Raw genomic sequence first — 26830 nt, forward strand, 5'->3', positions numbered from 1 at the left:
GAGACCGATGGCACTGCGGATCGGATCGGGCTCGGCCTGGTGGGGCGACCGGCTGGAGCCGGCGCAACGCAACGCCGAGCACGGCGACCTCGACTACCTGTGCTTCGAGACGATGGCCGAGGCGACGATCTCGGCCGCCCAGGTGCGCAAGCGCCGCGACCCGTCCTTCCCGGGCTACGACACCTATCTCGACGACCGGATGCAGCGGGTGCTGCCCGGCTGCCTCAAGCGCGGCACCAGGATCATCAGCAACCAGGGCTGGATCAACCCGGAGGGCGCGGCCGAGCGCATCGTCCACTGGCTGCGGGAATGCGGGGCGCCCAAGGGCACCAAGGTCGCGGCCATCTCCGGCAGCCTGATCACCGACCGCGTCCTCGACCTCACCGACACCCTGATGGAGGACGGGAGGCCGAGTGCGGCGCTCGCAGGCCAGATCGTCTCGGCCGAGGCCTATATGGGCGCCGAGCCGATCGTCCAGGCCCTGCGCGAGGGCGCGCAGATCGTCGTCACCGGCCGCGTCGCCGACCCGTCGATCTTCATGGCGCCGATGATGCACGAATTCGGCTGGGACGCCCTCGACCACGCCCGCCTCGGGCCCGGCAACGGCATCGGCCACGTGCTCGAATGCGGCGCGCAGGCCACCGGCGGCTATTTCTGCGATCCCGGCTTCAAGGACGTGCCCGACCCCTGGGACCTCGCCTTCCCGATCGCCGAGGTCGAGAGCGACGGCTCGGCCATCATCACCAAGGTCAGGAATTCCGGCGGCGCAGTGAATATCCGGACCCTCAAGGAGCAGCTGTTCTACGAGGTGCACGACCCGGGCAACTACATCACCCCGGACGTGGTGGTGGACTTCACCACGACCGAACTCGAGGAGGTCGGCCCCGACCGGGTGCGGGTCTCGCGCATCTCCGGCAAGCCGCGCACGCCCACCCTCAAGGTGTCGATCGCCTGCCAGGAAGGCTTCATCGGCGAGGACATGTTCTTCTATGCCGGGCCGGGCGCCTTGCGGCGGGCGGAGCTGGCCAAGCGCATCCTCGAGGAGCGGTTCCGCATCGTGGGCTTGCAGGCCGAGGAGTTCCGGATCGACTTCGTCGGGCTCAATGCCATCCATGGCGGCACCGTGTCGAAGGGGCCGAACGCTGCGAAGCAGCCAGAGCCCTACGAGATCGCCGTGCGGGTCGCGGCACGCACGAAGACCCGTGAGGAGGCCATGAAGGTCGGCCGCGAGGTCGACGGCATGGCGGTGTCCGGCGTCGGCATGACCGGCAAGCGCGTGCCGCACCAGGACCGCACCCGCGAGGTCATCGGCGTCTGGTCGTCGCTGGTGCCGCGCGAGGCCCTGCGCCCGGTGATCACGCTGTACGAGAGCTGACTCGAACGGGAGCCGATTCCATGCGCCTGATGCTGCAGCACGTGGCCCATGTCCGCTCCGGCGACAAGGGCAACACTTCGAACGTCACGGTGATCGCCTACGAGCCGGACCTGTATCCGTACCTCAAGGACCAGCTCACCGCCGAGAACTTCAAGGCGTTCTACGCCGGAATGGTGACCGGCCCCGTCACCCGCTACGCGGTCGACCACCTCGGCGTCCTCAACTTCGTCGCCGAGGGGGCGCTCGGCGGGGGCGTGTCGCGCTCGCTCTGCCTCGACAATTACGGCAAGGCGCTCTCGGCCGCGATCCTCGGCTTCGAGATCGAGGTGCCCGACAGCCTCGCCAACCTGCTCCGCAACTATCACCCGGAGGCGGTGTCGTGACGGCGACGCTCGTCAAGCGATATGCCGCCGGCGGGCTGATGGTGCTGTTCGGCCTCGCCGTCGTTCTCGAGGCCCGCACCTTCGGCCTCGGCAGCCTCACCCGCGTCGGGCCCGGGCTGTTCCCGATGATCGTCGGCAGCGCGCTCGGCCTCGTCGGCGTGCTGATCGCGGTGACGCCCGAGGCGGGACACGAGGCCGAGGAGGGCGGCCGGCCGGACTGGCGCGGCTGGGCCTGCATCGTCCTCGGGATCCTGCTGTTCGTCCTCCTCGGCGAGCATCTCGGCCTCGGCCCCGCGACCTTCGCCTGCGTGTTCGTCTCGGCGCTCGGCGACCGCCAGGGCAGCCCGCGCGCCGCGCTCCTGCTGGCCCTCGCGATGACGGTCGTGGCGGGACTGGTCTTCACGCTGGGGCTCAAGTTCCAGATGCCGTTCTGGCGCGGATGGTGACCCGATGGACAACACGCTCGCCAACCTCGTCCACGGCTTCGGAATCGCGCTGCAGCCGCACAACTTCCTGTTCAGCCTCGTCGGTGTCCTGATCGGCAACCTCATCGGCGTGCTGCCCGGAATGGGCATCATGGCGACGATCTCGATCCTCCTGCCGCTCACCTTCGGCATGCCGCCGGTCGCCGCGATCCTGATGCTCGCCGGCATCTATTACGGCGCGCAATATGGCGGCGCGATCTGCTCGATCCTGCTCAACCTGCCCTGCCACCCGTCCCACGCCGTCACCTGCCTCGACGGCTACCCGATGACCCGGCAGGGGCGGGGCGGCGTCGCGCTCGGCATCACCATGCTGGCGGCGTTCTTCGGGGCCGCCTTCGGCATCGTGCAGATGATCCTGTTCGCGCCGTTCCTGGTGCAGATCGCCTTCAAGTTCGGCCCGGCCGAGATCTGCACCCTGATGCTGCTCGGACTCTTGGCCGGCGCGACGCTCGCCCGCGGCTCGGCCCTCAAGGGCGTGGCGATGACGCTCGTCGGCATCGTGCTCGGCAGCGTCGGCAGCGACCTCGACACCGGCACCAGCCGGTTCACCTTCGGGTCGATGTCGCTCTACAACGGCATCGACCTCGTGGCGGTGGCGCTCGGCTTCTTCGGCATCGCCGAGTTCCTGAAGAGCATCAACACCATCTCGGTCGGCGACCTGTCGCGCGTGAAGGTCCGGATGCGCGACATGCGGCCGAGCCGGGCCGACCTGCGCGAGGCCGCGATGCCGATCCTGCGCGGGACTCTCGTCGGCAGCCTGTGCTCGCTCATCCCCGGCACCGGGCCGACCATCGCCTCGTTCATCGCCTACGCGGCCGAGAAGCGGGTGAGCCGCAACCCGGAAAAATTCGGGCGCGGCGCGATCGCCGGCGTGGCGAGCCCCGAGGCCTCGACCCATTCCTCGGTCCAGGGCGACTTCGTGCCGACGATGAGCCTCGGCATCCCGGGCGACGCCGTGATGGCGCTGATTCTCGGCGCGCTCATCATCCAGGGCATCACGCCGGGCCCGCAGCTGATGACCGAGCATCCGGACATGTTCTGGGGCCTGATCGCCAGCTTCTGGATCGGCAACATCCTGCTCGTCGTGCTCAACGTGCCGCTGATCGGGGTGTGGGTGAAGCTGTTGCGGATCCCGTTCCGCTACCTCTACCCGTGTGCCCTGTTCTTCATCTGCGTCGGCGTCTACTCGACCAACAACGAGATGGCGGGGGTGATCCAGACCCTGGTGATCGGCGTCGTCGGCTACGGGCTGATGCGGCTCGGCTTCCACCCGGCCCCGGTGCTGCTCGGTTTCGTGCTCGGGCCCCGCCTCGAGGAGAACTTCCGCCGGGCCCTGATGCTCTCGCGCGGCGACCTCACGACCTTCGTCGACAGCCCGATCAGCGCAACCTTCGTCGGGCTCGCGGTGGTGCTGGTGGCGGCGCAAGTCTACCTTGCCCGCAAGGCGCGGGTGCCGCGGATCGCGCCTCAGGTGGTCGCGGGCCGGCCGGCGGTGGTGCTGGAGGAGCCGTGAGGAATGGCTGGAGTGACCGCATGAGCCCGCCCGCTGCTGCTGACGACGCTCCGCCTCCGGCGCCCGCCGCGCCCGAACCGAATGCGGTCCAGAAGGTCTGCGCCGTGCTGCGGGCGCTCGCCGCCCCCGCGCCCCGGCGCCTCACCGAGCTGTCGGCCGAGACCGGGCTCAACAAGGTGACGGCCCTGCGCATCCTCGACACCCTGGCGCAGGAAGGCTTCGCCGCCCGCGCGGCCGACGGCCGGCGCTGGCGGCCCGGGCCGGAGCTGATGGCGCTCGCGGCGAGCGCCGGCCGGCCCGACGACCTGCGGGCGCTGGCGCGGCCGAGCCTCGTGCGGCTCGCCGAACTGTCCGGCGACACGGTGCTGCTCTCGGTGCGCAGCGGCGTCGAGGCGGTCTGCGTCGAGCGCGAGATCGGCTCCTACCCGATCCGGGCGAACTACCTCGATATCGGCAGCCGGCGCCCTCTCGGGGTCGGGGCCGGCGCCATGGCGCTGCTCGCCTGGCTGCCCGACCGGGAGGTCGACGCGATCCTCGGCATCGTGGTCCAGCGCCTCGGTCCCTATCCGCGCCTGAGCCAGGCCGAGATCCGCACCCGCGTGTCGGAATCCCGGACGCGCGGCTACGTCGTGCTCCTCGATCAGGTCGTCGACACGATGGGGGCGATCGGCGTGCCGGTGCGCGACGCGGCCGGCCGCACCGTCGCGGCGCTGAGCATCGCGGCGCTCACCACCCGCATCCGGGCGCGCGAGGCGGAACTGGCGGAGGCACTCCGACGCGAGGCCGACCTGATGGAGCGCGAGCGGATCCCCGTCGGGCCAGGTGGCGTGTCATGACACGGAGGCACGATTGAACATCGTCGACATCCAGTCCCAGATCGTCTCGCTGCCCTTCGATATGGGCGGCCCGCCCACCACCTTCGCCGGCAAGGCCTGGACCCATCTCGATATCCTGCTGGTGCGGGTCGAGACCGACGAGGGGCTGGTCGGCTGGGGCGAGGCCTTCGGGCACGCCGGCATCGGGGCCACCCGCGCCGCCCTCGACGGGATCGTGGCGCCGCTCGTCCTCGGACGATCGTCCGGCGACATCGCGGCGCTGACCCGCTCGGTGCTCCACGCCACGCACCTGCTCGGCCGCAATGGCGCGTTCGTCTTCGCCTTCTCAGGCGTCGAGACGGCCCTGTGGGACCTCGCCGGCAAGCGGGCGGGCCAGCCGGTCGCCCGCCTCCTCGGCGGCGTCCGCGAGCGGCTGCCGGCCTACGCCTCGCTGCTGGCCTACCACGACCCCGCGCTCGTGCGCCGCAACGTCGAGGCGGCGTGTGCTGCCGGCTACCGCCACATCAAGCTGCACGAGGTCACCGAGGAGGCGGTCGCCGCCGGTTCGGACGTGGCGCGGGCGCATGGGGCCGCCCTGATGGTCGACGTCAACTGCGCCTGGAGCGTCCAGGCGGCCCTCAGAATGGCCGACGCCTTCGCGCCCCACGATCTTTACTGGTTCGAGGAGCCGGTCTGGCCGCCGGAGGATACGCATGGTCTTGCCCAGGTGCGGGCCCGCGGCATCCCGATCGCCGCTGGCGAGAACACCGCCGGGCTGTTCGGCTTCAAGGCGCTGATCGAGGCCGGCGCGATCGACGTCGCCCAGCCGAGCGTGACCAAGATCGGCGGCGTCGGTGAGATGCTGCGGGTCATCACGCTCTGCGAGGCGCACGGGGTCCGGGCCGCCCCGCACAGCCCGTATTTCGGTCCCGGCCTGATCGCCACGATGCACGTCATCGCGGCGCGCGTCGAAGACCCGCTGGTCGAGGTGCTGTGGCTCGACATGGAAGCCAACCCGTTCGATCCTTGGGTCCGGGCCGAGAACGGCCACGTGCGGCTGCCCCCCGGCCCCGGCCTCGGCTGCGACCCGGATCCGGGCGTGCTGGACCGCTATCGGGTCGGGCAGGTCATCCGCACAGCATAGGGAAGGACACGCCATGAAGGTCGACCGCGTCGAGACGCGTCCCATCACCTTGCGCCCGGAGCGGCCGATCGGCTCGGCCCTCGGCCAGCTGCACAGCTTCGGCTGCATCCTGGTCACGGTGCGGGCCGACGGGCTCACCGGCGAGAACATCGTGTTCACGCTGAACGACCGGCGCACCAGGGTGCTGCGCGCGCTCATCGACGAGATGGCCGACCTGGTGGTCGGCCAGGATCCCGGCCACATCGCCGGCTTCTGGTCGCGGGCCTGGCGCGACGTGAATTTCATGGGCCACAAGGGCATGCCCGTCATGGGCATCTCGGCCCTCGACGGGGCCCTGTGGGACCTCGCGGCCAAGCGCGCCGGGCTGCCACTCTACCGGATGCTCGGCGGGGCGAGCGCCCGGGTGCCGGCCTACCATTCCGGCGGCCTGTGGCTCGACCGCTCGACCGACGAGCTCGTCGCGGAGGCGGAGAGCTTCAAGGCGGCGGGCTTCCGGATGATGAAGATGCGCCTCTCGGCCGGCGATCCGGACTGGAACGTCGCCCGGGTGCGGGCGGTCCGCGAGGCGATCGGCCCGGGCATCCGCCTGATGGCCGATGCCAACCAGGGGCTGACCGAGAACGACGCCATCCGGCTCGGGCGCCGGCTGGAAGAGTTCGACCTCACCTGGTTCGAGGAACCGCTGCCGGCCTGGGACGTCGAGGGGCTGGCCCGCGTCGCCGCCGCCCTCGACACGCCGATCGCCAGCGGCGAGACCGACTACACCCGCTACGGCTTCCGCCGGATGATCGAGCTGCGCTCGGCCGACATCCTGATGCCGGACCTCCAGCGGGTCGGCGGCGTCACCGAGTTCATGCGCGTCGGCCACCTCGCCGAGGCGCACGACCTGCCGGTCTCGAGCCACCTGTTCCCGGAGCAGAGCCTGAGCGTGCTCGGGGCGCTGGCGAACGCCCATTCCCTCGAAGTCATGCCGTGGTTCTCGAGCTTGTACTGCGAGAGACTGGACTTCGCCGACGGATACGCCATCGTACCGGAGCGGCCAGGCTTCGGCTTCACCTTCGACGAGGACCGGATCCGGCACCTGGAGCAGCAAGGCGCTTAAACAAAACCGCGCCGGCTGACGTGACAACGGGAGGAGGACGCCATGGTGACGACGAACCGTCGTGCGCTCGTGATGAATGCTGCCGGCCTCGCGGGGGCGGCGGCCCTCGGGTTTCCCCGGCCGGCCCTGGCGCAGGGAGAGCCCCTGCGCATCGGCTGGCTCGCGGCGATGACCGGTCCCAGCTCGGCCCCGACGGTCGGGTTCAACCGCGGCGTGGTCTTCGCAACCGAGGCGATCAACGGCGCCGGCGGCATCAAGGGCCGCAAGATCGAGATCGTCACCCGCGACTCGCAAGGCGACCCGACCAAGGCGGTCAACGCCGTGCAGGAGATGATCAGCCAGGCCAAGGTCCACGCCATCTGGGGTCCGACCAATTCCGGCGAGGCCCTGGCGACGACCCCGATCATGGCGCGGGCGAAGATGCCGAACATCCACCCCTGCGTGATCGATAGCCTGATCGATCCGGCGAAGTACCCCAACGCCTTCCGCATCGCCCCGTCGAACACCCAGTGGGACGATGCGGTGCGCAATTACTGCCTCAAGGTGCTGAAGGTGAAGCGCGTCGCGGTGATCGGCGACACCACCGGCTACGGGGTCACCGCCGCCAAGGCCTCGGCCGCGGCGTTCAAGCAGGACGGGGCCGAGGTGGTCTATCTCGGCAACATCGATTCGACCCAGCCCGACATGACTCCCGACATGCTGCGCGCCCGCAATGCCGGCGCCGAGACGCTGGTGGTGTGGAGCGTGTCGACCGGCATGGATGCCCGCCTGTTCAACACCCGCGCCCGGATGGGCTGGGACGTGCCGATCGTCGGCCACCCCTCGATGGCCTCGGGCGAGATCGGCGGGCTCCTGGAGAAGCCGGCGAACTGGGACAAGGTCTACGCGGTCGGCTACCGCAGCTGCTCCTACGACGAATCCGGCAAGCTCACCCCGCGCAGCGAGGAGTTCGTCGCCCGGCTGAAGGGCAAGGTCCCGCTCTCCGACACCCTGCTGTGGTGGGTGGCGGCCGGCTACGACGCGGTCAGCCTGATCGCCAAGGCGGTGGAGGAGACGGGGTCCAGCGCGCCCGACGCCATCGTCAAGCACTGGAACGGGCTGACGAAGTATCCGGGCATCTTCGGCGACTACACCTATACGGCAAAGGAGCATAACGGCTACCCGACCGAGGAGGTGGTGATGTCGGCGGCGAATTCCGGCCGCGACGGCAGCTTCCGGCTCGCCCCGGGCTATTCCTGACGAAGGGGGGAGGGAGCGCCGCCATGCTCGCCTCGATCCTGGCCTCGGGCCTCGCCGTCGGCGCGATCTACGCGCTGATCGGCATCACCTACAACACGATGTTCTCGACCTCCCGGGTGATGAGCTTCACCGCCGGCCAGCTCGGGATGCTCGGCGGCGTGCTCGGCTCGCTGTTCACGTTGCGCCTCGGGCTGCCCTGGCCGCTCGGGCTCCTGCTCACCCTTGCCTGCGGGGCGCTCGTCGGCATCGTCACCGAGTTCGTGGCGGTGCGCCCGGTGCTCAAAAGCCTCGACCAGCACCTCTACGTGCTCTCGACGCTCGCTCTGGCGCTGATGATCCAGCAGGTCACGGCGATCGGCTGGAGCACCGAGCCGCAGCCCTTCCCGCGGCTCCTCGGGGGCTTTGCGGAGAACATCCTCGACGAGAAGTTCTGGCTGCCGGTTGCCGCCTGCCTGATCGTGGTCCTGGGCCTCGAACTCCTCTACCGCCGCACGCTGCTCGGCCATGCCTTCCTGGCGGTGGCAGAGGACAACTTCGCGGCGCGCGCGCTCGGCCTGCCCGAGCGGCGCCTGCGGGTGATGAGCTACGCGCTGGCCGGCGGCATCGGGGCGCTCGCTGGCTATGCCGGCGGCGAGTTGCTGCTCGCCTTCTTCGCCAACGGGCCGCATCTCAACTTCTACGGCTTCATCCCGGTGGCGCTCGGGGGGCTGGGCAACAACCGCGGCGCGCTCGTCGGCGGCCTCGTCCTCGGGCTGTTTCAGCAGACCGCGAACTTCGTCGTCGGCGGCATCTTCGCGTCGGTGGCGGTCTTCACCCTGTTCATCGTCGTGCTGCTGGCCGCTCCCCAAGGGCTCCTCGGCTCGGGCCAAGCGAGGCGCGTATGAGTGTTCCTTCCGCCGTCGCGGCCTCGGAAAGCCCCGCCCGCGACCGTACGGGCGCGCGCCTCGCGGCGGCCGCGCCCTTCCTGCTCATCCTGGGCCTGGCGCTCGTCGTCCCGCTCTTCGGCAACGATTACTGGACGCTGATCGCCACGCGGGCGGCGATCTACTGGATCCTGGTCTCGGGCCTCAACCTCGTCGTCGGCTTCGCCGGGCAGCTCGCCATCGGGTACGTGGCCCTCCTGCTGGTCGGCGCCTACACCACCAGCGTGCTCGCGGCCGGCACCGTCCTGCCGGCCTTTCCGGTCGTCGTGGCGCTCGCCTGCGCTGGGCTGGTCGGGGCTCTGGTCGGGGTGATCGTCGGCCTGCCGGCCCTGCGGCTGCGCACCTTCTACTTCGCCATGACGACGTTGGGCTTCGCCACCATCGTCACGCAGATCGCTTTGGCCTGGCAGGACGTGACCGGCGGCGGCATCGGCATCACCGGGCCGGAGATGCCGGCGCCGTTCGATTCGCGTCTCGGCTTCTACGCCCTGTGCCTCGCGGGCGCGGTCTTATGCACCTGGATGACGCTGAACGTCGCGGGCAGCCGCTACGGCCGGGCCCTGGTGGCGGTCCGCGACGCCGAGGTGGCGGCCGAAGCCGTCGGCATCTCGAAGCCCCGCCTCCTCGTCGCGGTGTTCCTGTTCGCCGGCTGCGTCGCCGCGATCGCCGGGGGGCTGTTCGCCTCGCTCCAGACCTACATCACGCCGGACGCCTTCACGTTCGATCTCTCGCTCCTGTTCTTCATCGCGGTGCTGATCGGCGGGCGCGGCTCGGTGCTGGGCCCTCTGATCGGCACGGTTCTGCTCACCATCCTGCCGGAGGTGGCGGCTCCCCTCGCGGCCTGGTCGACCTTCCTCTACGCGTTCCTCCTCCTCGTCATCGTGGTGGCGCTGCCCGGCGGCATCGCCGACCTCCTCGACCGCAGCCAGCGCCGGCCGCTGCCGGCCGAGCGTCACATCGCCCCGCGCCAGGCCGCCCTCCAGGAGCTCGCGGCGGGCGCCGCGACGCGTGAGCCGATCACGCTCGCGGGCGTGCGCCTGAGCTTCGGCGCCGTGAAGGCGATCGACGGGCTCGACCTGACCCTGCGGCCCGGCGGCGTTCACGGCCTCATCGGCCCGAACGGCTCCGGGAAAACCACGACGCTGAACGTCATCTCAGGGTACTACCGGCCGCAACAGGGGCAGGTGATGCTGGGCAGCCGGTCGCTGCTCTCCGAGGCGCGGGAGGCGCGCGCGCTGCTTCGCATCGCCCGCACCTTCCAGACCCCGCGGATCGTGGCTGAGGCCACCGTCATCGAGAACGTCATGCTGGGCGGCAGCGTCGCGGGGCGCGCCACCCTGGCGGAGGCGTTGCTCTCGCTGAAGCGCCACCGCGAGGACGAGCGGTCCTTGCGGGACGCGGCCCGCCTCGCCCTCCGGGCGGTCGGGCTCGACGGCCTCGACGACGTGCGGGCCGGGCGGCTCCAGCACAGCGAGTTGCGCTTCCTCGAGATCGCCCGCGCGTTGATGCTGCGCCCGGCCTTCCTGCTCCTCGACGAGCCGGCGGCGGGCCTCTCGTCGATCGAGATCCAGCGCCTCGGCGGGCTGATCCGGGCGGTGGCGGATGCCGGGATCGGCGTGCTCCTCGTCGAGCACCACGCCGACCTCATCTTCGCGATCTGCGACGAGGTCACGGTGCTCAATCTCGGTCGAGTCCTGGCCTCGGGAACACCTGCGGAGATCCGCAGCCACAGGGAGGTGGTCAGTGCCTATCTCGGCGCATGATCCTGAGAATTCACCCCTTCTGCAGGTGCAGGGGCTGGAGGCGGGCTACGGCAAGATCCGGGTGCTGCACGGCGTCGACCTCGTGGTGAAGGCCGGCGAGGTCGTGACGCTGCTCGGCCCCAACGGCGCCGGCAAGTCGACGCTGCTGCGGGCGCTGTCGGGCCTGCTGCCGGTCCAGGCCGGCACCGTCCGGCTAGGGGGCGCGCTGCTCTCCGGCGCCGGGCCCCGCACGGCCGTGCGGGCCGGGCTGTCCCACGTCATCGAGGGTCACCGCGTCTTCACCGCGCAGACGGTGCGCGAGAACCTGCTGCTGGCCGCCTACGACCTGCCCCGGGGCGAGCGCGAGGCGCGCATCGCCGAGGCCCTGTCGCACTTCCCCGAGATCGCCGCGAAGAGCCACGACAAGGGCGCCTCGCTCTCGGGCGGCCAGCAGCAGATGCTGGCGGTGGCCCAAGGGCTGGTGCAGCGCCCGCGCCTGCTGATGCTCGACGAGCCCTCGGCCGGCCTCTCGCCGGTGCTGGTCGACCGGGTGCTCGAGGTGGTCACCCGCCTGCGCCGGCAGGGCACCGCGGTGCTGCTCGTCGAGCAGCTGGTCGAGAAGGCGCGCGCCGTCTCGGACCGGGTCTACGCCCTGGCCCAGGGACAGATCGTGCTGGCGGCCGAGGCCGGCGCGCCCGACCTGCCCGAGCGGCTGGAGCGGGCCTATTTCGGTGGCGGGGCGGCGCACGCCTGAGGGTTTTGGCAGGCGGACCGGCCTGCCGCCCCCGCCGTCATCGCCTCAATCCCGCAGGCGGTGCGAAGCTGAGGCGATGACGCGGGGTGCGGTCGGCATGTACGTCGGATCGACCGAACCCGCCGATCAGTCAGGCGCTCAGGCGGCATCCGGCCGGGCCGGCGCGTCGGCCGCCGCTGCCCCGGCGAGGTGGCGCCCGGCAATGTAGCCGAAGGTGAGCGCCGGCCCGAGCGTGATGCCGCCGCCCGGATAATTGCCGCCCATGATGCTCGCCATGTCGTTGCCGGCCGCGTAGAGGCCCGGGATCGGACGGCCCTGCCCGTCGAGGACGCGGGCATGGCCGTCGGACTTGAGACCCGCGAATGTGCCGAGGTCGCCCACCACCACCTCGACGGCGTAGAAGGGGCCGGTCGCGATCGGCGCGAGGCACGGATTGGGCGTGAATTCCGGGTCGCCGTTGAAGCGGTTATAGGCGGTCGAGCCCTTGCCGAAGGCCTTGTCCTCGCCGGTCCGGACGTCGCGGTTCCAGGCGGCGACCGTGTCCTCCAGCCCCGCCGGGTCGATCCCGGCGTTGCGGGCCAGCTCCGCGACGGTCCGGCCGGTCTTCAGGTAGCCGGAGCGGACGTTCGGCCCGACCGGCACCGGGAAGGGTTTGACGAAGCCGAGGCCGAAGCGCTTCAGGAACGGCTTGTCGACGACCAGGAAGGCACGGGCCGCCGCTCCCGGTGCCTTCGCGGCGAACAGGGCCTGCACGAAGTCGTGGTAGGAATTGGCCTCGTTCACGAAGCGCCGGCCGTTCGGCAAAACGGCGATCAGCCCGGGCTTGGCGCGGTCGATGAAGTGCGGAAAGACGCCGAAGCCGCCGCCCTTGCGCGGCACGCGCGACACCGGCACCCAGGCGGCGGCGTTGGGATAGCTGTCCTCGACGACGGCCCCGGCTTCCTCGCCGAGGCGCAGGCCGTCGCCGGTATTGCCGGCGGGCGCCGGCGAGACATGGCCGTCATCGTCCCGGTCATGCGGGAAGAAGGCCTGGCGGCGCGCCTTGTCCTGCGGGAAGCCGCCGGCGGCCAGCACGACGCCGCGCCGGGTGCGGACCGTCACGGTCCCGCCGTCCTTGCCGATCGTCGCGCCGCGGACCGCGCCGTCCTCGACGATCAGCCCGGTCGCCGGCGCCCTGGTCCAGACGTCGACGCCGAGATCGAGAGCGCTGCGGAAGAGGCGGGCCGCCAGCGCGTTGCCGTTCGTCAGCAGCATGCCGCGCCCGCTCTTGAGGAGGTCGCGGGCATGGGAGGCGAGGCGTCCGCCGACATAGAGGGCGGAGGCGAGCGAGCGCGTCACGTTGAAGAAGTGCTTCAGCTCGGGGCCGGAGCCGATCATCAGGCCGACGAAGGTCAGTTCCGGCAGCGGCGGGCGCAGCCGCTTCAGCTCGTCCCCGAGGTCCTCGCCGCGGAAGTTCCGCGCCTTGATCGAGCGCCCGCCGGAGCGCCCGCCCGGCGCCGTCGGATGGTAGTCGGAGAAGGCCGAGGCCGCCTCGAAGGTGACGGCCGTCCGGGTCTCGAAGAAGTCGACCGCCTCCGGGCCGTTCGCCAGGAAGGCGTCGACGCAGTCCGCGTTGAAGTGGTTGCCGGCCTCGTGGCGCAGGTAGGTGCGGGCCGCCTCGATGCTGTCCTGGATGCCGTCGCGCCGCGAGACGGAATTGTTGGGCACCCACAGGAAGCCGCCCGAATAGGCGGTGGTGCCGCCGACGAACTCCGCCTTCTCGGCCAGGATCACGGAGAGCCCGTGCGACGCGGCCGTGACCGCCGCCGCGAAGCCGCCGGCTCCGGAGCCGACGACGAGGACGTCGCATTCCACTGTCTTGCTCATCGTCCGCCTCATAGGGTCGTCGAAGGGGAGGGCGCGCGCAGGGCGCGGCGGCGGTCGCGCAGGAGCGGCCCCATCGCCTCGTCGCGCTTGGCCAGCCAGGCGCCGTGCCGGACCGGCCAGCCGGCATAGTTGGGGGGAAGGCCGAGATCCTCGGCGGCGCGGCGCGGCCAGTACGGGTCCGCGAGGGCGGCCCGCCCGACCGCCACGAGGTCGGCGGCGCCGGAACGCAGGATGTCCTCGGCCTGGGGACCGTCGACGATCATCCCGACGGCCTGGGTGACGACCCCCGCCTCCTGCCGGATCCGCCCGGCATACCCGACCTGGAAGCCGAGCCCGCGCGGCACCGTGATCCGCCGCGTCTCCTCGCTCAAGCCCCCCGACGAGACGTCGACCACGTCGACTCCCGCCGATGTCAGAGCGCGCGCGAGGGCGACGGAATCGTCGAGGTCCCAGCTGTCCGCGGCGCCGTCCACCGCCGAGATGCGGCAGAACAGCGGACGCGCCGCGGGCCACTCCGCCCGCACGCGCGCGGCGATGGCGAGCGGCAGCCGCATGCGGTTCTCGCGCGGGCCGCCGAAGGCGTCCCGGCGCCGGTTGGCCAGCGGCGAGAGGAAGCTCGTGGCGAGGTAGCCGTGCCCGAAATGCAGCTCGACGACGTCGAAGCCGGCCGCGACCGCCCGTCGTGTCGCCGCCGCGAAGTCCTCGATCACCGCGGCGATCCCGGCCTCGTCGAGGGCGTCTGGCACCGTCCATCCGGGCCCCGCCGCGACCGGGCTCGGCCCCAGCCTGCGCATTCCGTGGGCGTCGAGCTCGGCCTGGCTGAAGGCGTGGCCGCCCTCCCAGAGGGCGTGGCTTCCGGCCTTGCGGCCCGCATGGGCGAGCTGCACGCCGATCAGGCCGCCCTGGCCGTGGACGAAGTCGACGACCCGGGCGAGGGGGGCGACCTGGGCGTCGGACCAGAGCCCGAGATCCTTGAGCCCGATCCGGCCGTGCGGCGAGACCGCCGTGCCCTCGGTCAGGATCAGCCCGGCCCCGCCGAGGGCGAACTTGCCGAGATGGACGAGGTGCCAGTCGGTGGCACGGCCGTCCTCGGCGGCGTGCTGGCACATCGGCGAGATGACGACGCGGTTGGGCAGCACCAGGTCGCGCAGCCGCAGCGGCGAGAACAGCAGCGGCCGGTCCGGCTCGTTGGCGCCTCTCTGGGCGGGTTGCTGGGCAGGTTGCCGGGCGGGCTCGTCAGACAACGGCGTGGACCTCGACCAGGAATGGCGTGATCTCGGCAATGAAGCTTTGCGCATGCGCCTGCGAGCGCATGGCCGCCGCGTCGGCGAAGGAGGCCTGGAGCGCCGCCTCGTCGGCAAACCACATCTCGACGATGCCGTCGGCCGGGACGGCGTCGTAGCCCGCCGGGCGGCCGGGCGGGGCCTGGCGCGAGAGGATCAGGTTCTGCCGGTAGCCGAGCAGCGTCGGGAAGGCGCGCACGAGGTCGCCGTGGACCTCGAACCACGCGTGCCGGAACTGCTCCGGCGTGAGGTGCGCCGGCCGCGTCAGGAACGACATCCGCTTGATCCAGCGGGGCGTCGAGGGATCGAACGGCACGACACTCCGCTGCTCGACCGTGACGATCCGGGTCTCGGCCAGGAATGCGGCTTCGTCCGCCCGGGTCGGCGGGTAGGCGGGCGAGTCGATCGCCGCCCGCATGGCCGCCTCGGACTCGAACCAGAGTTCCGAGATGCCGTCGATGTCCCACCTGCCGCGGGCGTGGTCGATGCCGAGCTGGCGGCGGTCGACGACATGGTTCTGGTGATAGGCGACGAGGCCCGGAAGCCGGGCGGCGAGCGGACCGTGCACGTCCCGCCAGTGGCGGCGGAAGGCGTCGGGCGACAGGTCGGGCCGGCGCCGGAGCAGGCCCATGCGGACGAACATGCCGGGCCTCGCGTCAGAGGGCCAGATAGCCGCCGTCGACGACGAGCGTCGTCCCGGTGACGTAGCTGGACATGGACGAGGCCAGGAACACGACCGGGCCGACGAGTTCCTCCGGCTCGCCGTAGCGGCCCATCGGGATACGGGCGAGGAAGCGCTCCGAGCGCTCCGGGTTGAGGCGCGTCGCCTCGGTCATCGGCGTCGCGATGGTGCCGGGGGCGATGGCGTTGACCCGGATCCCCTCGGGCGCGAGCTCGTGCGCGAGGCTCTGGGTCAGGGCCCGCAGGCCCGCCTTCGAGACCGGGTAGCTCACCGAGGTCGCGGTCGAGACGAACGAGGCGATCGACGCGATGTTGACGACCGTTCCCTTGGTCCGGCGCAACGCGGCGAGGAACGCCACCGTGACGTTGAGCGCGCCGGTGAGGTTGACGTCGATCGCCGCCTGCCAGTGGCGTGCGAGATCCGGGCTGTCGATGGGGTGCCGCGGGCAGATCCCCGCATTGTTGACGATGATCGAGACGTCGCGCGCCGACGCGTCGAGCGAGGCCGCGAGGCGTTCGGCCGCCGCCTTGTCGGCGACGTCGAGGGCGTGGGCCTCGGCCCGGCCGCCGGCCTCGACGATCGCGCGGGCCGTCCTGTCGGCGGCGGCGTGGTCGATGTCGGTGCAGACGAGCGCGGCGCCCTCCTGCGCGAGGCCGCGGGCGATGGCCGCGCCATTGCCCTGTCCGGCGCCGGTCACCAGCGCGGTCCGTCCCTCCAGCAGCATGCGTCGCCTCCCTGCGTCGCCACGTCGGGCCCCTTCGAGGGAGCCTCGTCATGCCTTGCTATCGCATATGACGATCGCGTTCGCAAGAAACGAATTTGTTTCTTGCGTATCCGTTCGTGATCAGCTAACGTTTCCCCAATGGTTCGCTGCCCGGCCTGTGGTTCGGCGGCGGGCGACAAAAAGGGGCCGTGGCGGGGTGCGCCGCCTCGGCGGGACGGCTTGTCGGCCGCCTCATGCGCACCAGGGGAAGAAACATGACGCATTCCGGTCTCACCCGGCGTGGCCTGATGGGTGGCGCGCTCTCGCTCGGTCTGGCTGCTCCCCTGGTCGTCGGCGCGCCGCGCCGCGCCTGGAGCGCGGACGCGATCAAGATCGGCTTCAACGGCGATCTCTCGGCGTCGCCGTCGGCCCAGTCCGGGCGCGCCGCGGTCGTCGGCATCCAGGCCGCCCTGGAGGACCTGAACGGGAAGGGCGGGGTGCTCGGCCGCAAGATCGATCTGGTGATCCGCGACGACCTCTCGCAGCCGCCGAAGTCGATCCAGAACATGAGCGACCTCATCGACAACGAGAAGGTCGTCGCGGTGCTCGGCCCGACCAATTCGGGCAATGCGCTCGCCTGGAAGCAGATCCCCAACCAGAAGCGCATCCCGGTGATGGGCTGCATCGGCTCGGCGAGCGACATCACCAAGCCGATGAGCGCCCATGCGGACAACTACATGTTCCGCGTCGGCAGCGTCGACCGCTTCCAGGTCGTCGCCGTCGTCGCCTATGCCAGGAAGAACCCGGCCACGAAGAAGGTCGGGCTGCTCACCGAGACGACCGGCTACGGGCAGAGCGGCCTCAAGGACCTCGTGGAGGTCACGAAGATCCAGGGCATCGTGCCGGTGGCGAGCGAGAAGCTCGGGGTCAACGACACCGACATGACGTCGCAGCTCGCCAAGCTGAAGAATGCCGAGGTCGACACCGTGCTGCTCTGGGCGCAGGGCACGCCGATCGGGCAGGTGATGCGGAGCATGGACAAGATCGGCTACTTCCCGACCGTCCTGACGAGCTGGGCCGCCGACAACCTGAGCTTCCTCAATGCGGCCGGGCCGGCCCTGGCCGAGAAGCCGATCTTCCTGCGCACCGTCTCCGAGGCGCGCTCAGCCCGCCAGCAAGCCTTCTTCGACCGCATCCGGCCGAAGCTCGACGCCGATTCCGCCTTCTCCTTCGCGGTCCACGCCTATGACGGGACGATGCTGCTCGCCCGCGCCATGGCACAGGCCGGCGCGACCGACGGCGCGGCGTTGCGGAGCGCCCTCGAGGGGCTGAAGGAGCCTTACGAGGGCTACGCCAAGACCTACGCGCCGCCCTTCAGCAAGGAGAACCACGAAGGACTCGGCGCCGCCGACCAGCACTGGACCTGCTGGCGCGGGGGCAGGCTCGCCGCCTTCGAGGATGCCGTCGTCGCCTCGCTCAAGCCCGAAGACTTCAAGGGCTAGCCCAGGGAGTTCGCGCGCAGGGAGGTGCGGTGATGACGACCCTCATCCAGGTCCTGGTGAGCGGGCTCGCGATCGGCGGCGTCTACGCCCTGATCGCCATGAGCTTCAGCATCACCTTCACGACGACGAAGACGCTGAACTTCGCGCAGGGCGAGTTCGTCGCCGTGGGCGCGTTCCTCGGCGTCACGGTGCTCTACCTCCTGGCGCGGGCAGGCGGCGGGGAGGTCGGCTTCGCCTCCCTGCCGCCATGGGCCTCCGCCGGCCTGAACTACCCGGTGGCCGCCCTGGTCGCCGGCCTCGTGCTGGGGGCGCTGGGCCTGCTCCTGTTCGCGGTCGCGGTCCGTCCCTTCGCCGGCAAGGCGGGGATGAACTGGGTGATGAGCACGATCGGCTTCGGCATCATCGTGCAGAGCCTCGGCCTCGCGGTCTGGGGGCCGGCGCCGGTGAACGTGCCCTCGCCCTTCGGCGACGACGTGATCCGGATCGCCGGGGCCGGCATCCGGCCCCAGGAGATCCTGATCCTCGTCGTCGCCATCCTGCTGATGCTCGGGCTCGACCGGGCGATGCGCGGCACCCGGATCGGCAAGGCGATGCGGGCGGTGGCGGCCAATCCCCAGGCGGCCGCGCTGATGGGCATCAACGTGGCGGCGATGATGCTCGGGGCCTACGCGCTCTCGAGCCTGCTCGCCGGCATCGGCGGCCTCCTCGTCGCGCCGATCGCCTCGGCCTCGCTGTTCCTCGGCATGGGCATCGCGCTCAAGGCCTTCTCGGGCGCCATCGTGGGCGGCCTCGACAACCCGCGCGGCTGCATCGCCGGCGGCTTCGCACTGGGTCTCCTCGAATCCGGCGTCGCGCTGTGGAGCGCGGAGTGGCGCGAGATCGTGATCTTCCTCCTCATCATCGTCGTGCTGGCCGTGCGGCCGAACGGGCTCTTCGGGGCCCAGTCCCTCGACAAGGTCTGATCCCATGCGCGACATCCTCATCGCCGTCGCGCTGGCGGTCGCGGCCGCCGCGCTCACCGCCGCGCTCGACAACGACTTCTACCTGCGCATCCTGTTCTCGATCTGCGTCTATTTCCTGTGCGCGACCGGGATGAACGTCCTGCTCGGCTTCGCTGGCCAGAAGTCGCTCGGGCAGGCGGGCCTGTTCGCGGCGGGCGCCTACGCGGCGGCGCTCCTCACGACGGCGGCGGACCTCGATCCCTGGCTCTCGTTGGGCCTCGCGACCGTGATCTCGGCGGGATGCGGCGTGCTCATCGCGGCGCCCTCCTTGCGCGTGAAGGGGCCGAGCCTCGCCATGGTGACGCTCGCCTTCGGCATCGTGGTCGAGAAGCTCGTCACCGAGGTGAGCGACGTCTTCGGCGGCGCCATGGGCATCTACGCGATCAAGCCGCTCACCTTCGGGGGCGCGCCGCTGACGATGGCGGGCTGGGTCCTGTTCGCGATCGGCCTGTGCCTCGTCGTGCACCTCCTCGTGCGCAACCTCCTGGTCGGGCGCTTCGGGCGCGCCTTCCGGTCGATCCAGGCCGACGAGGTCGCGGCGGGCGCGGTCGGCGTCCCGGTGCTGCGCCTGAAGGTTCTCGCCTTCGTCATCGCGGCCGCCACCTGCGGCCTCGCCGGCGCCCTGGTGGCGCAGCAGAACCAGTACATCAATTCCGACTTCATCACCTTCAACCTCTCGGTCTTCATCCTGCTGACCGTGCTGTTCGGCGGCAGCGGGTCGCTCGCCGGTCCCCTGTTCGGCGCCGTCATCCTGACCGTCCTGTCGAGCGTGCTGGCGCGCTGGACGTGGATCGAGCACTTCGTCAACGGCGCGCTGCTGCTGTTCGCGCTCTACGCGATGCCGCGCGGGGTCGCGGGCGTCGTGACCGACCTGATCGAGCGCCTCGTGCCGGGTCCGCGCGGCGGGACGGAGAGTGGGGCGCCGCACGCCGTCGGATTGCCGACCCGGCCGGGCATCCGGGGAGACGGCGCGCCGCTCCTCCAGACCGTCTCGCTGTCGAAATCCTATGGCGGCGTGAAGCCGGCGCGGGACGTCAGCGTGACGCTGACGGGAGGGCACATCCATGCGCTGATCGGGCCGAACGGCGCCGGCAAGTCGACCCTCATCAACATGCTCTCGGGCATCGTCCGCCCGAGCGACGGCCGGATCCTGTTCCGGGGGCGCGACCTCGCGCGCCAGCCGGTCCACGCGATCTGCCGCCTCGGGATCGGCCGCACGTTCCAGAACCTCCGCCTGTTCCGCGACCTCACGGTCATGGAGAACGTGCTGCTCGGGAGCCACGACCGGATGCGGAACGGCGTCCTGCGCTCGCTCCTCGGGCTCGGCGGGCCCGAGGAGCGGGCGGCCCGGCGGCGCGCCGCCGACATCCTCGCCTTCGTGGGCCTGTCGCACCTCGCGTCGGCCAAGGCCGGGAGCCTCGCCTACGGCCTCCAGCGGCGGGTGGAGCTGGCGCGTGCGCTGGCCACCGAGCCCGCCCTCCTGCTCCTCGACGAGCCGGCGGCCGGCCTCAACCCGCAGGAGACCGACGCGCTCGGCGACCTCATCCTGCGCATCCGCGACCAGGGCATCACGATCCTGCTCGTCGAGCACCACATGGACATGGTGATGCGGATCTCCGACCACGTCGTCGTGCTCGATTACGGCGAGACGATCGCCGAAGGCACGCCCGCCGCGATCCAGCGCGACCCGCGTGTCACCGCCGCCTATCTGGGCAGCGACGACGTCAGCCTGACCCTCGCCCGCCCGGAGGCCCTGGCATCATGACCGTGCCGTCCATCGCCCCCTTCCGGAGCGCGGAGCAGCCCGCCCTCGAGGTCGAGGACGTCAGCCTCGCCTACGGGCCGATCGCGGCGGTGAGCGGCGTCTCGCTCCGCGTGCCGCGCGGCGCGGTCGTCGCCATCGTGGGCGCCAACGGCGCCGGCAAGACGACCCTGCTGAAGGCGATCTGCGGCTTGATGCCGGTCGCCTCCGGCCGGATCCGGTTCGAGGGCCGGGACATCACCGCCCTGCCGGCGCACCGGCGCGTGACGGCCGGCATCGCCCTGTCCCCGGAGGGCCGGCAGGTGTTTCCCGATCAGTCGGTCGCCGACAACCTGGAGCTGGGCGCCTATGCGCGCGGCCTCTCGGCGCAAGCGATGGCGGCCGCCATGGAGGAGCAGTTCGCCTTCTTCCCGCGGCTGAAGGAGCGCCGCAACCAAGCAGCCGTCACCCTGTCGGGCGGCGAGCAGCAGATGCTGGCGATCAGCCGCGCCCTGATGGCCGGCCCGCGGCTCCTGCTGCTCGATGAGCCGTCGCTCGGCCTCGCGCCGCTCATCATCAACGACATCTTCCGGGCCATCGCCCGCCTGCGGGACGGCGGCATGACCATCCTCCTCGTCGAGCAGATGGCGAACCTCGCGCTCGCCATCGCCGACACCGCCTACGTCCTCGAGACCGGCCGCGTGACCCTGTCGGGCCGGGGACGGGACCTCCTGCGCGATCCGCAGGTCCGGTCGGCCTATCTCGGCGCCGGGCATTGAGGCGGGCGGTCCCGCGGGCGCGGGTGATCGTCGTTGGGTCGAGAGATCCCTGGCAGCCGCAGGGCTGTTCGGTGACATGAAGAGGCGCGAGTCCCCCTCTCCCGTGTGGGAGAGGGGATCCCGCGCGTGGTTTTTTGGAGGGACTTCCCCAGACATCCTCCGGCTACCGGAAGGGAGGGCGAGATGCGCCGCGCGAGAAGGCAGGGCCCGTTGTGCGTTCGCGCGCGGACTCACTAATGGAGAGCGATCGGTCGCGTGGGAAAAACTCCCCGCCGCAAGGCCGCGACGCGAGCGTGAAGGGGAGCGCTTTCCTGATGAGCACGATCGAGGGACGCGGCGTTCAATCCGTCGAGGTCGGGGCGCGGATCCTCCACGCGATGGTCGAGATCGGCGCGGCGGCGATGCTCCGGGACATCGCGGCCCGGGCTGACATCGCATCGGCCCAGGCGCATGCCTACCTGGTCAGCTTCCGCAAGACGGGTCTCGTCGAGCAGGACCCGCAGAGCGGCCGCTACCGGCTCGGGCCCTTCGCGCTGCAGCTGGGACTGGCCCGCATGCGCCAGGTCGACACCCTGCGGGTCGCCGCGACCGCGGCGTCGGACCTGGCGACCGAGTTCGGCCTGATGGTCACGCTGTCGGTCTGGGGGACTCACGGCGCGACGATCGTGCAGGTGCAGGAGGCGGAGGTCCCCATCCACGTCAACCTGCGGGCGGGCGGCGTCTACACGCTGACCGGGACGGCGACGGGCCGCCTGTTCGCGGCCTATCTGCCGCCTCGCATCGTCGAGCCCCTGGTCGAGGCCGAGCTGCGCGCCGGGCCGCAGGGCCGCGGCATCGGCGTCCCGACTTCGCTGTCCGCCCTGGCGAAGGCCGCCGAGCGGATCAGGCACGAGGGCTGCTCGACCACCGCCGGGAGCCCGGTTCCGGGCATCAACGCCATCGCGGTTCCGATCTTCGATCACACCGGCCAGCTGCAATGCGCCCTGACGCTGATCGGCCCCGAGAGCGTGGTCGATATCGGCGAGGCGAGCCCGGCCGTGGCGCGGGCCCGCGCCTTTGCGCAGGATATCTCGGCGAAGCTCGGCTACGCCGCCGACAGGATCGAGGCCGAGGCCGAGCCCCCCGGCCCGGGCGGCGCCCGGCCGCGCCGGGCCGCCCGGGCCGAGGGCTGATCGCCCGGACTACTCGGCGTCGGGCTGGCGCGACGGATGCGCGGCCTGGAAGGCCGGATGCGCCTCGGCGAGCGTCGTGGCGCGGACGATCCGCGGGAACGGCTCCAGCGGCACGGCGAAGCGTCGGGCGGCGTAGACCTGCGGCACCAGGTAGACGTCGGCGAGCCCCGGCTCGGGCCCGAAACAGTGGCCGTCCTCGCCGATCAGCGCCTCGATCGCCGCGAAGCTGTCGGAGATCCAGTGCCCGATCCAGGCCGCGACCGCCTCCTCCGGCTGGCCCAGGTCGCGCCGCAGGTGGTTGAGCGGCCCGACATTGTGCAGCGGATGGATGTCGCAGCCGACGATCGCCGCCACTGCCCGCACCCGGGCCCGCGCGACCGGATCCGCCGGCAAAAGCGGCGGATCGGGATAGACCTCTTCCAGGTACTCGATGATCGCCGGGGACTGGATCAGCACGCTGCCGTCGTCGAGGACGAGGCTCGGCACGCGCCCCTGCGGGTTGATCCGCCGATAGGCCTCGCTCCGGTGCTCGCCGCCGTTGCGCACGAGGTGCACCGGCGCCTGCTCGGGCGTCAGGCCTTTCAGCGCCAGGGCGATGCGCAGGCGGTAGGACGAGGTCGAGCGCCAGTAGCCGTAGAGGGTCATGCTCATGCGACGGCTCCGAGAATGACCGCCCGGCACTCGCCGAACCCGATCGTCGCGAAGCCCTCGCGGATTCCGCGGGCCCGCAGGATGATCTCGTCGCCGTCCTCCAGGAACCGGCGCTCCTCGCCCGAGGCGAGGCGGATCGGCTCCTTGCCCCCGAGGGTCGCCTCGACGAGGCTGCCGCAGGCGTCGCGCTCCGGCCCGGAGATCGTCCCGGTGCCGAGCAGGTCGCCCGGCTGGAGGTTGCAGCCGCCGCTGGTGTGATGGGCCACCATCTGCGCCATGGTCCAGTACATGTGCCGCGTGTTCGAGGCCGAGATCCGGTGCGGGGGATGGCCCGCCTCGCGCAAGCGAGGCGTCACCAGGAACACGTCGAGCCGCAGATCGAAGGCGCCGCCGCTCTGGTCGGATTCGTCGAGCAGGTAGGGCAGGGGCGTCGGGTCGCCCGCCGGACGGGCCGCCTGGGCGATGCGGAACGGTGCCAGCGCCTCGGGCGTGACGATCCAGGGCGAGATCGTCGAGGCGAAGTTCTTGGCGAGGAAGGGGCCGAGCGGCTGATATTCCCAGGCCTGAATGTCCCGGGCCGACCAGTCGTTGAGCAGGCAGTAGCCGGCGATGTGCGCCGGGGCCACGCCGATCGGGATCGGCGTGCCGAGCTCGTTGCCGGGGCCGATCCACACCCCGAGCTCGAGTTCGAGGTCGAGCCGGCGCGACGGTCCGAAGGACGGCTCGGCCGCGTCCGGCGCCTTGGACTGCCCGCGCGGCCGGCGCACCGGCGTGCCAGAGGGCCGGATCGAGGAGGCGCGGCCGTGATAGCCGATCGGCACGTGCTTGTAGTTCGGCAGCAGCGGGTTGTCCGGCCGGAACTGCTTGCCGATGTTCTCGGCGTGGTGGATGCCGACGTAGAAGTCGGTGTAGTCGCCGATGGCCGCCGGCAGGTGCAGCGTGCAGGTGGCTGCGTCGTGCAGGAGCGGTGCGACCCGGTCGCGCTCGGGCGACCCCGCGCGGAGCAGCTCCGACAGGCGCGCCCGCAGGGCGCGGCGCGGCCCCGCCCCGAGGGCGAGGAGCGAGTTGAGGGCCGTTCCCCCGGCGGCCTCGGCGGCAAGGGCCTCCTCGCCCTGGAGCAGGCCGGTGCCGAGCAGGGCCGTCAGGTCGAGGATCTGGTCGCCGATGGCGATGCCCGGCCGCATCACACCGTCGGCGGGCGAGAACACCCCGAGCGGCAGGTTCTGGATCGGGAAGTCGGGATGCCCGTCGGCTCCCTTCACCCAGGAGCGCAGGGCCGCGTCGTGCGTCTGGTCGAGACTCGTCATCAGCGTGCCTCCGGCCGGCTCGGGTCGAAATGCTTCGCCAGCTTGCGCCCGTAAGTCCCGTAATCGGCCTGCAGGGCGGGGGTCTCGGCGGCGAAGCGGCTGACCTTCTGGGGGAACCGCGTCTCGAACATGAAGGCCAGCGTCCCCTCCAGCTTGTGCGGCTTGAGGTCGACGGTCGAGGCCTTCTCGAAGGCGTCGACGTCCGGCCCGTGCGGCAGGAGCGTGTTGTGCAGCGAAGCGCCGCCCGGCTGGAAGCCGCCGCCGGTCTTGGCGTCGTAGACCCCGTAGACCAGCCCCATGAACTCGCTCATCACGTTGAGGTGGTACCAGGGCGGCCGGAAGGTGTTCTCCGCCACCAGCCAGCGGTCGGAGAAGATCACGAAATCGATATTGGCGGTGCCGGGCGTCTCGGAGGGCGAGGTCAGCACCGTGAAGATCGACGGGTCGGCGTGATCGAACAGGATCGGGCCGACCGGCGAGAATTTTCTCAGGTCGTACTTGTAGGGCGCGTAGTTGCCGTGCCAGGCGACGACGTCGAGGGGCGAGTGGGCGATGTCGGCGGCCCAGAGAGTGCCGCCCCACTTCACCAGCATCGTGCCGGGGGCGTCGCGATCCTCGTAGGCGGCCACCGGCGTGAGGAAATCGCGCTGGTTGGCCAGGCAATTGGCGCCGATCGGGCCGCGCTCCGGCAGGGTGAAGGCGCCGCCGTAATTCTCGCACAGATAGCCCCGGGCCGGTCCGCCGAGCAGCTCGACCGCGATCTTCACGCCGCGCGGGATCACCACGATCTCGCCGGGCGCGACGTCGATGACGCCGAACTCGGTGCGGAAGCGGAGCGCGCCCTCCTGCGGCACGACCAGCATCTCGCCGTCGGCGTTGTAGAAGTACTCGTCCTGCATCGAGCGGGTGGCGACGAAGAGATGCGCCCCCATGCCGGCCTGGGATCCGGCATCGCCGGCCGTCGTCATGGTGCGGATGCCCTCGACGAAGGACAGCGGCTCGGCCGGGATCGGGACGGGATCCCAGCGCAGGGGTGCGGGCGGCAGGTCGGCGGCCTCGGCGGGCGCGGTGAGCCAGAGGCGGGAATCGACCTTCCGGAAGGCGCCCCAATGCATGACGGTGGGGCGGATGCGGTAGAGCCAGGAGCGCTCGTTGGTGGTGCGGGGTGCGGTGAAGGGCGAGCCGGAGATCTGCTCGGCGTAGAGGCCGTAGGGGCATTTCTGCGGCGAGTTGCGGCCGACCGGCAGCGCGCCGGGCAGGGCCTCGCTCTCGAAGCCGTTGCCGAATCCCGACAGGTAGCCCGGGTGGATCGGTCGCGCGGCGGGTTCGCCGGCGGGAAGGGGGCGGGTCTGCTGGTTCATGGGGAGATCTCCCGTGCCGTCAGGTGGTTCAACGCGCGAGCGTGCAGCCGCTCTCGCCCTCGGACCGGAACGCCTCGGCGGCCGGGATCGTGGCGAGCGGCTTGTAGTAATCGTAAGGCGCCTTGCTCTCGGCAGGAGCCTTCACCTCGTAGAGGGTCAGGTCGTAGAGCACGCGCCCATCGGCCCGGATCGAAGCGGGATGCCCGAAATAATCGACCGGCATCTCGCGCATCGTCCGGTTGACGGGGCCGGCCTCGTCGGTGCCGGTGGCGTCCACGGCCTTCAGGTACTGGGTCACGGACGCGTAGACGGAGGCCTGCTGCTTCGTCGGCATCCGGCCGGTCTTGGCGAAGAAGCGCTTGCCGAAGGCGCGCGCCGCCTCGTTCTGGTCCCAGTAGAAGCCGGTCGAGACGAGGAGCCCCTTGGCCACCGGAAGCCCGACGCTGTGCACGTCGCTGAGGAAGACCAGGAACCCGGCGACCCGCTGCCCGCTGCCGGCGATGCCGAACTCGGCGGCCTGCTTGATCGCGTTGATGGTGTCGCCGCCGGCGCTCGCGAGCCCGATCACCTGCGCCTGCGAGGCCTGGGCCTGAAGCAGGTAGGACGAGAAGTCGGGCGTCGCGAGCGGGTGGCGCACATGGCCCTTCACGGTCCCGCCCGCCGCCGTCACGGCCGCCGTCGCGTCGCGCTCCATCGCCTGCCCGAAGGCGTAATCCGCCGTGATGAAGAACCAGGATGCCTCGCCGGCCTTCGTGACCGCCTTGGCGGTGCCGCTCGCCAAAGCGGTGCTGTCATCGGCCCAGTGGGTCGAGGTGGGCGAGCAGAACCGTCCGGTGAGGTCCGATGCCGCCGCCCCGGCGATGAGGGCGGTCCGCTTCTTCTCGCGGGTGATCTCCAGCACCGCGAGCGCCACCGAGGTCACCGGCAGGTCGGCGACGGCATCGATCCCGTCGCGGTCGAACCAGGCCCGGGCGATGGACGAGCCGACATCCGGCTTGTTCTGATGGTCGGCCGAGACGATCTGGATCGGCTTGCCCTTCACCGTGCCGCCGAAATCCTGCGCCGCCATCTCGGCAGCCAGCACCGAGCCCTTGCCGCCGATGTCGCTGAAGGGGCCGGACATGTCGGTGAGGACGCCGATCCTGACGGCGTCGCCGGAGATCTGCGCGGCGGCCCGCCCGGCCGGCAGAGCGAGGCTCAGGGCGGCTGCCGCGCAGAGGAGCAGGGAAGACCTCTTGGAAGACCTCTTGGAAGACCTCTTGAGCCTGGCCTTGGGCATGGACACGTCTCTCCCGTCGCGGCGCCGC

The 26830-nt window shown here is 71.2% G+C and carries 24 protein-coding genes; 16 read left to right on the plus strand and 8 right to left on the minus strand.

Translation table 11 applies throughout. From position 1 onward, the window contains the following. The first annotated feature begins 7 nt into the window (after positions 1-7). The 11 genes from DA075_RS30425 to DA075_RS30475 are packed head-to-tail and all read left to right on the plus strand — an operon-like array spanning position 8 to position 11475. Entirely contained in the window at positions 8-1375 is a 1368-nt protein-coding gene (locus DA075_RS30425) for an acyclic terpene utilization AtuA family protein (RefSeq protein WP_099956921.1), read from the plus strand. Between the two features lie 20 nt (positions 1376-1395). Next, complete coding sequence (locus tag DA075_RS30430; RefSeq protein WP_099956922.1) at positions 1396-1758, plus strand: AtuA-related protein; 363 nt, start codon at positions 1396-1398, stop codon at positions 1756-1758. Then, on the plus strand, positions 1755-2204 hold the full coding sequence (locus tag DA075_RS30435) for a tripartite tricarboxylate transporter TctB family protein (RefSeq protein WP_210207082.1): 450 nt from the start codon (positions 1755-1757) through the stop codon (positions 2202-2204). The genes DA075_RS30430 and DA075_RS30435 overlap by 4 nt, the downstream gene beginning before the upstream one ends. Before the next feature lie 4 nt (positions 2205-2208). Next, the gene (locus DA075_RS30440; RefSeq protein WP_099956923.1) at positions 2209-3756 is read left to right on the plus strand and encodes a tripartite tricarboxylate transporter permease; all 1548 of its coding nucleotides are present in this window, start codon (positions 2209-2211) and stop codon (positions 3754-3756) included. 20 nt (positions 3757-3776) lie between these two features. Then, positions 3777-4592, plus strand: coding sequence for an IclR family transcriptional regulator (locus DA075_RS30445; RefSeq protein WP_099956924.1), 816 nt, complete (start codon positions 3777-3779; stop codon positions 4590-4592). Between the two features lie 13 nt (positions 4593-4605). Then, the gene (locus DA075_RS30450) at positions 4606-5715 is read left to right on the plus strand and encodes a mandelate racemase/muconate lactonizing enzyme family protein (protein WP_099956925.1); all 1110 of its coding nucleotides are present in this window, start codon (positions 4606-4608) and stop codon (positions 5713-5715) included. A gap of 13 nt (positions 5716-5728) precedes the next feature. Next, positions 5729-6817 carry a mandelate racemase/muconate lactonizing enzyme family protein gene (locus DA075_RS30455; protein ID WP_099956926.1) on the plus strand — a complete coding sequence of 363 codons (1089 nt, stop codon included), beginning with the start codon at positions 5729-5731 and terminating at the stop codon, positions 6815-6817. Positions 6818-6859: 42 nt separating this feature from the next. Then, complete coding sequence (locus DA075_RS30460) at positions 6860-8056, plus strand: ABC transporter substrate-binding protein (protein ID WP_232388931.1); 1197 nt, start codon at positions 6860-6862, stop codon at positions 8054-8056. Between the two features lie 23 nt (positions 8057-8079). After that, entirely contained in the window at positions 8080-8940 is an 861-nt protein-coding gene (locus tag DA075_RS30465) for a branched-chain amino acid ABC transporter permease (RefSeq protein WP_099956927.1), read from the plus strand. Then, positions 8937-10742 carry a branched-chain amino acid ABC transporter ATP-binding protein/permease gene (locus DA075_RS30470; RefSeq protein ID WP_099956928.1) on the plus strand — a complete coding sequence of 602 codons (1806 nt, stop codon included), beginning with the start codon at positions 8937-8939 and terminating at the stop codon, positions 10740-10742. Before DA075_RS30465 ends, DA075_RS30470 begins: the two co-directional genes overlap by 4 nt. Continuing rightward, a complete protein-coding gene (locus DA075_RS30475) occupies positions 10723-11475 on the plus strand; it encodes an ABC transporter ATP-binding protein (RefSeq protein WP_210207083.1) in 753 nt (250 codons plus the stop codon). Before DA075_RS30470 ends, DA075_RS30475 begins: the two co-directional genes overlap by 20 nt. 138 nt (positions 11476-11613) lie before the next feature. Here DA075_RS30475 and DA075_RS30480 read toward each other — a convergent pair whose 3' ends face one another. Genes DA075_RS30480 through DA075_RS30495 form a run of 4 tightly spaced genes read right to left on the minus strand, consistent with a single transcriptional unit; the run spans position 11614 to position 16030 of the window. Then, the gene (locus DA075_RS30480; protein WP_244936682.1) at positions 11614-13341 is read right to left on the minus strand and encodes an FAD-dependent oxidoreductase; all 1728 of its coding nucleotides are present in this window, start codon (positions 13339-13341) and stop codon (positions 11614-11616) included. Positions 13342-13349: 8 nt separating this feature from the next. Further along, the gene (locus DA075_RS30485; RefSeq protein ID WP_244936683.1) at positions 13350-14585 is read right to left on the minus strand and encodes an NADH:flavin oxidoreductase/NADH oxidase; all 1236 of its coding nucleotides are present in this window, start codon (positions 14583-14585) and stop codon (positions 13350-13352) included. Then, entirely contained in the window at positions 14578-15267 is a 690-nt protein-coding gene (locus DA075_RS30490; RefSeq protein WP_099956931.1) for an EthD domain-containing protein, read from the minus strand. The genes DA075_RS30485 and DA075_RS30490 overlap by 8 nt, the downstream gene beginning before the upstream one ends. A gap of 13 nt (positions 15268-15280) precedes the next feature. Further along, a complete protein-coding gene (locus DA075_RS30495; RefSeq protein ID WP_099956932.1) occupies positions 15281-16030 on the minus strand; it encodes an SDR family NAD(P)-dependent oxidoreductase in 750 nt (249 codons plus the stop codon). Positions 16031-16284: 254 nt separating this feature from the next. Between DA075_RS30495 and DA075_RS30500 the strand changes: the two genes are divergently transcribed. The 5 genes from DA075_RS30500 (at position 16285) to DA075_RS30520 (ending at position 22204) form a co-directional block, all read left to right on the plus strand. After that, a complete protein-coding gene (locus tag DA075_RS30500) occupies positions 16285-17511 on the plus strand; it encodes an ABC transporter substrate-binding protein (protein WP_232388937.1) in 1227 nt (408 codons plus the stop codon). A gap of 32 nt (positions 17512-17543) precedes the next feature. After that, positions 17544-18473, plus strand: coding sequence for a branched-chain amino acid ABC transporter permease (locus tag DA075_RS30505; protein WP_232388938.1), 930 nt, complete (start codon positions 17544-17546; stop codon positions 18471-18473). 4 nt (positions 18474-18477) lie between these two features. After that, the gene (locus tag DA075_RS30510) at positions 18478-20277 is read left to right on the plus strand and encodes a branched-chain amino acid ABC transporter ATP-binding protein/permease (protein WP_099956934.1); all 1800 of its coding nucleotides are present in this window, start codon (positions 18478-18480) and stop codon (positions 20275-20277) included. Next, positions 20274-21032, plus strand: coding sequence for an ABC transporter ATP-binding protein (locus DA075_RS30515; protein ID WP_099956935.1), 759 nt, complete (start codon positions 20274-20276; stop codon positions 21030-21032). The genes DA075_RS30510 and DA075_RS30515 overlap by 4 nt, the downstream gene beginning before the upstream one ends. A gap of 314 nt (positions 21033-21346) precedes the next feature. Next, entirely contained in the window at positions 21347-22204 is an 858-nt protein-coding gene (locus tag DA075_RS30520; RefSeq protein ID WP_164712567.1) for an IclR family transcriptional regulator, read from the plus strand. A 9-nt stretch (positions 22205-22213) separates the two neighbouring features. Here the strand turns inward: DA075_RS30520 and maiA are convergent, their stop codons facing one another. The 4 genes from maiA to DA075_RS30540 are packed head-to-tail and all read right to left on the minus strand — an operon-like array spanning position 22214 to position 26802. Further along, a complete protein-coding gene (gene maiA, locus DA075_RS30525) occupies positions 22214-22849 on the minus strand; it encodes a maleylacetoacetate isomerase (protein WP_099957532.1) in 636 nt (211 codons plus the stop codon). Positions 22850-22851: 2 nt separating this feature from the next. Further along, positions 22852-24162: a fumarylacetoacetase gene (gene fahA / locus DA075_RS30530; RefSeq protein WP_099956937.1), complete on the minus strand. Its 1311-nt coding sequence runs from the start codon at positions 24160-24162 to the stop codon at positions 22852-22854. Further along, entirely contained in the window at positions 24162-25523 is a 1362-nt protein-coding gene (gene hmgA / locus DA075_RS30535; protein ID WP_099956938.1) for a homogentisate 1,2-dioxygenase, read from the minus strand. The genes fahA and hmgA overlap by 1 nt, the downstream gene beginning before the upstream one ends. Positions 25524-25551: 28 nt before the next feature. Next, a complete protein-coding gene (locus DA075_RS30540) occupies positions 25552-26802 on the minus strand; it encodes an ABC transporter substrate-binding protein (protein WP_099956939.1) in 1251 nt (416 codons plus the stop codon). Between the last annotated feature and the right edge of the window lie 28 nt (positions 26803-26830).

This window comes from Methylobacterium currus, assembly GCF_003058325.1.
GTDB classification, from domain to species: Bacteria; Pseudomonadota; Alphaproteobacteria; order Rhizobiales; family Beijerinckiaceae; genus Methylobacterium; species Methylobacterium currus.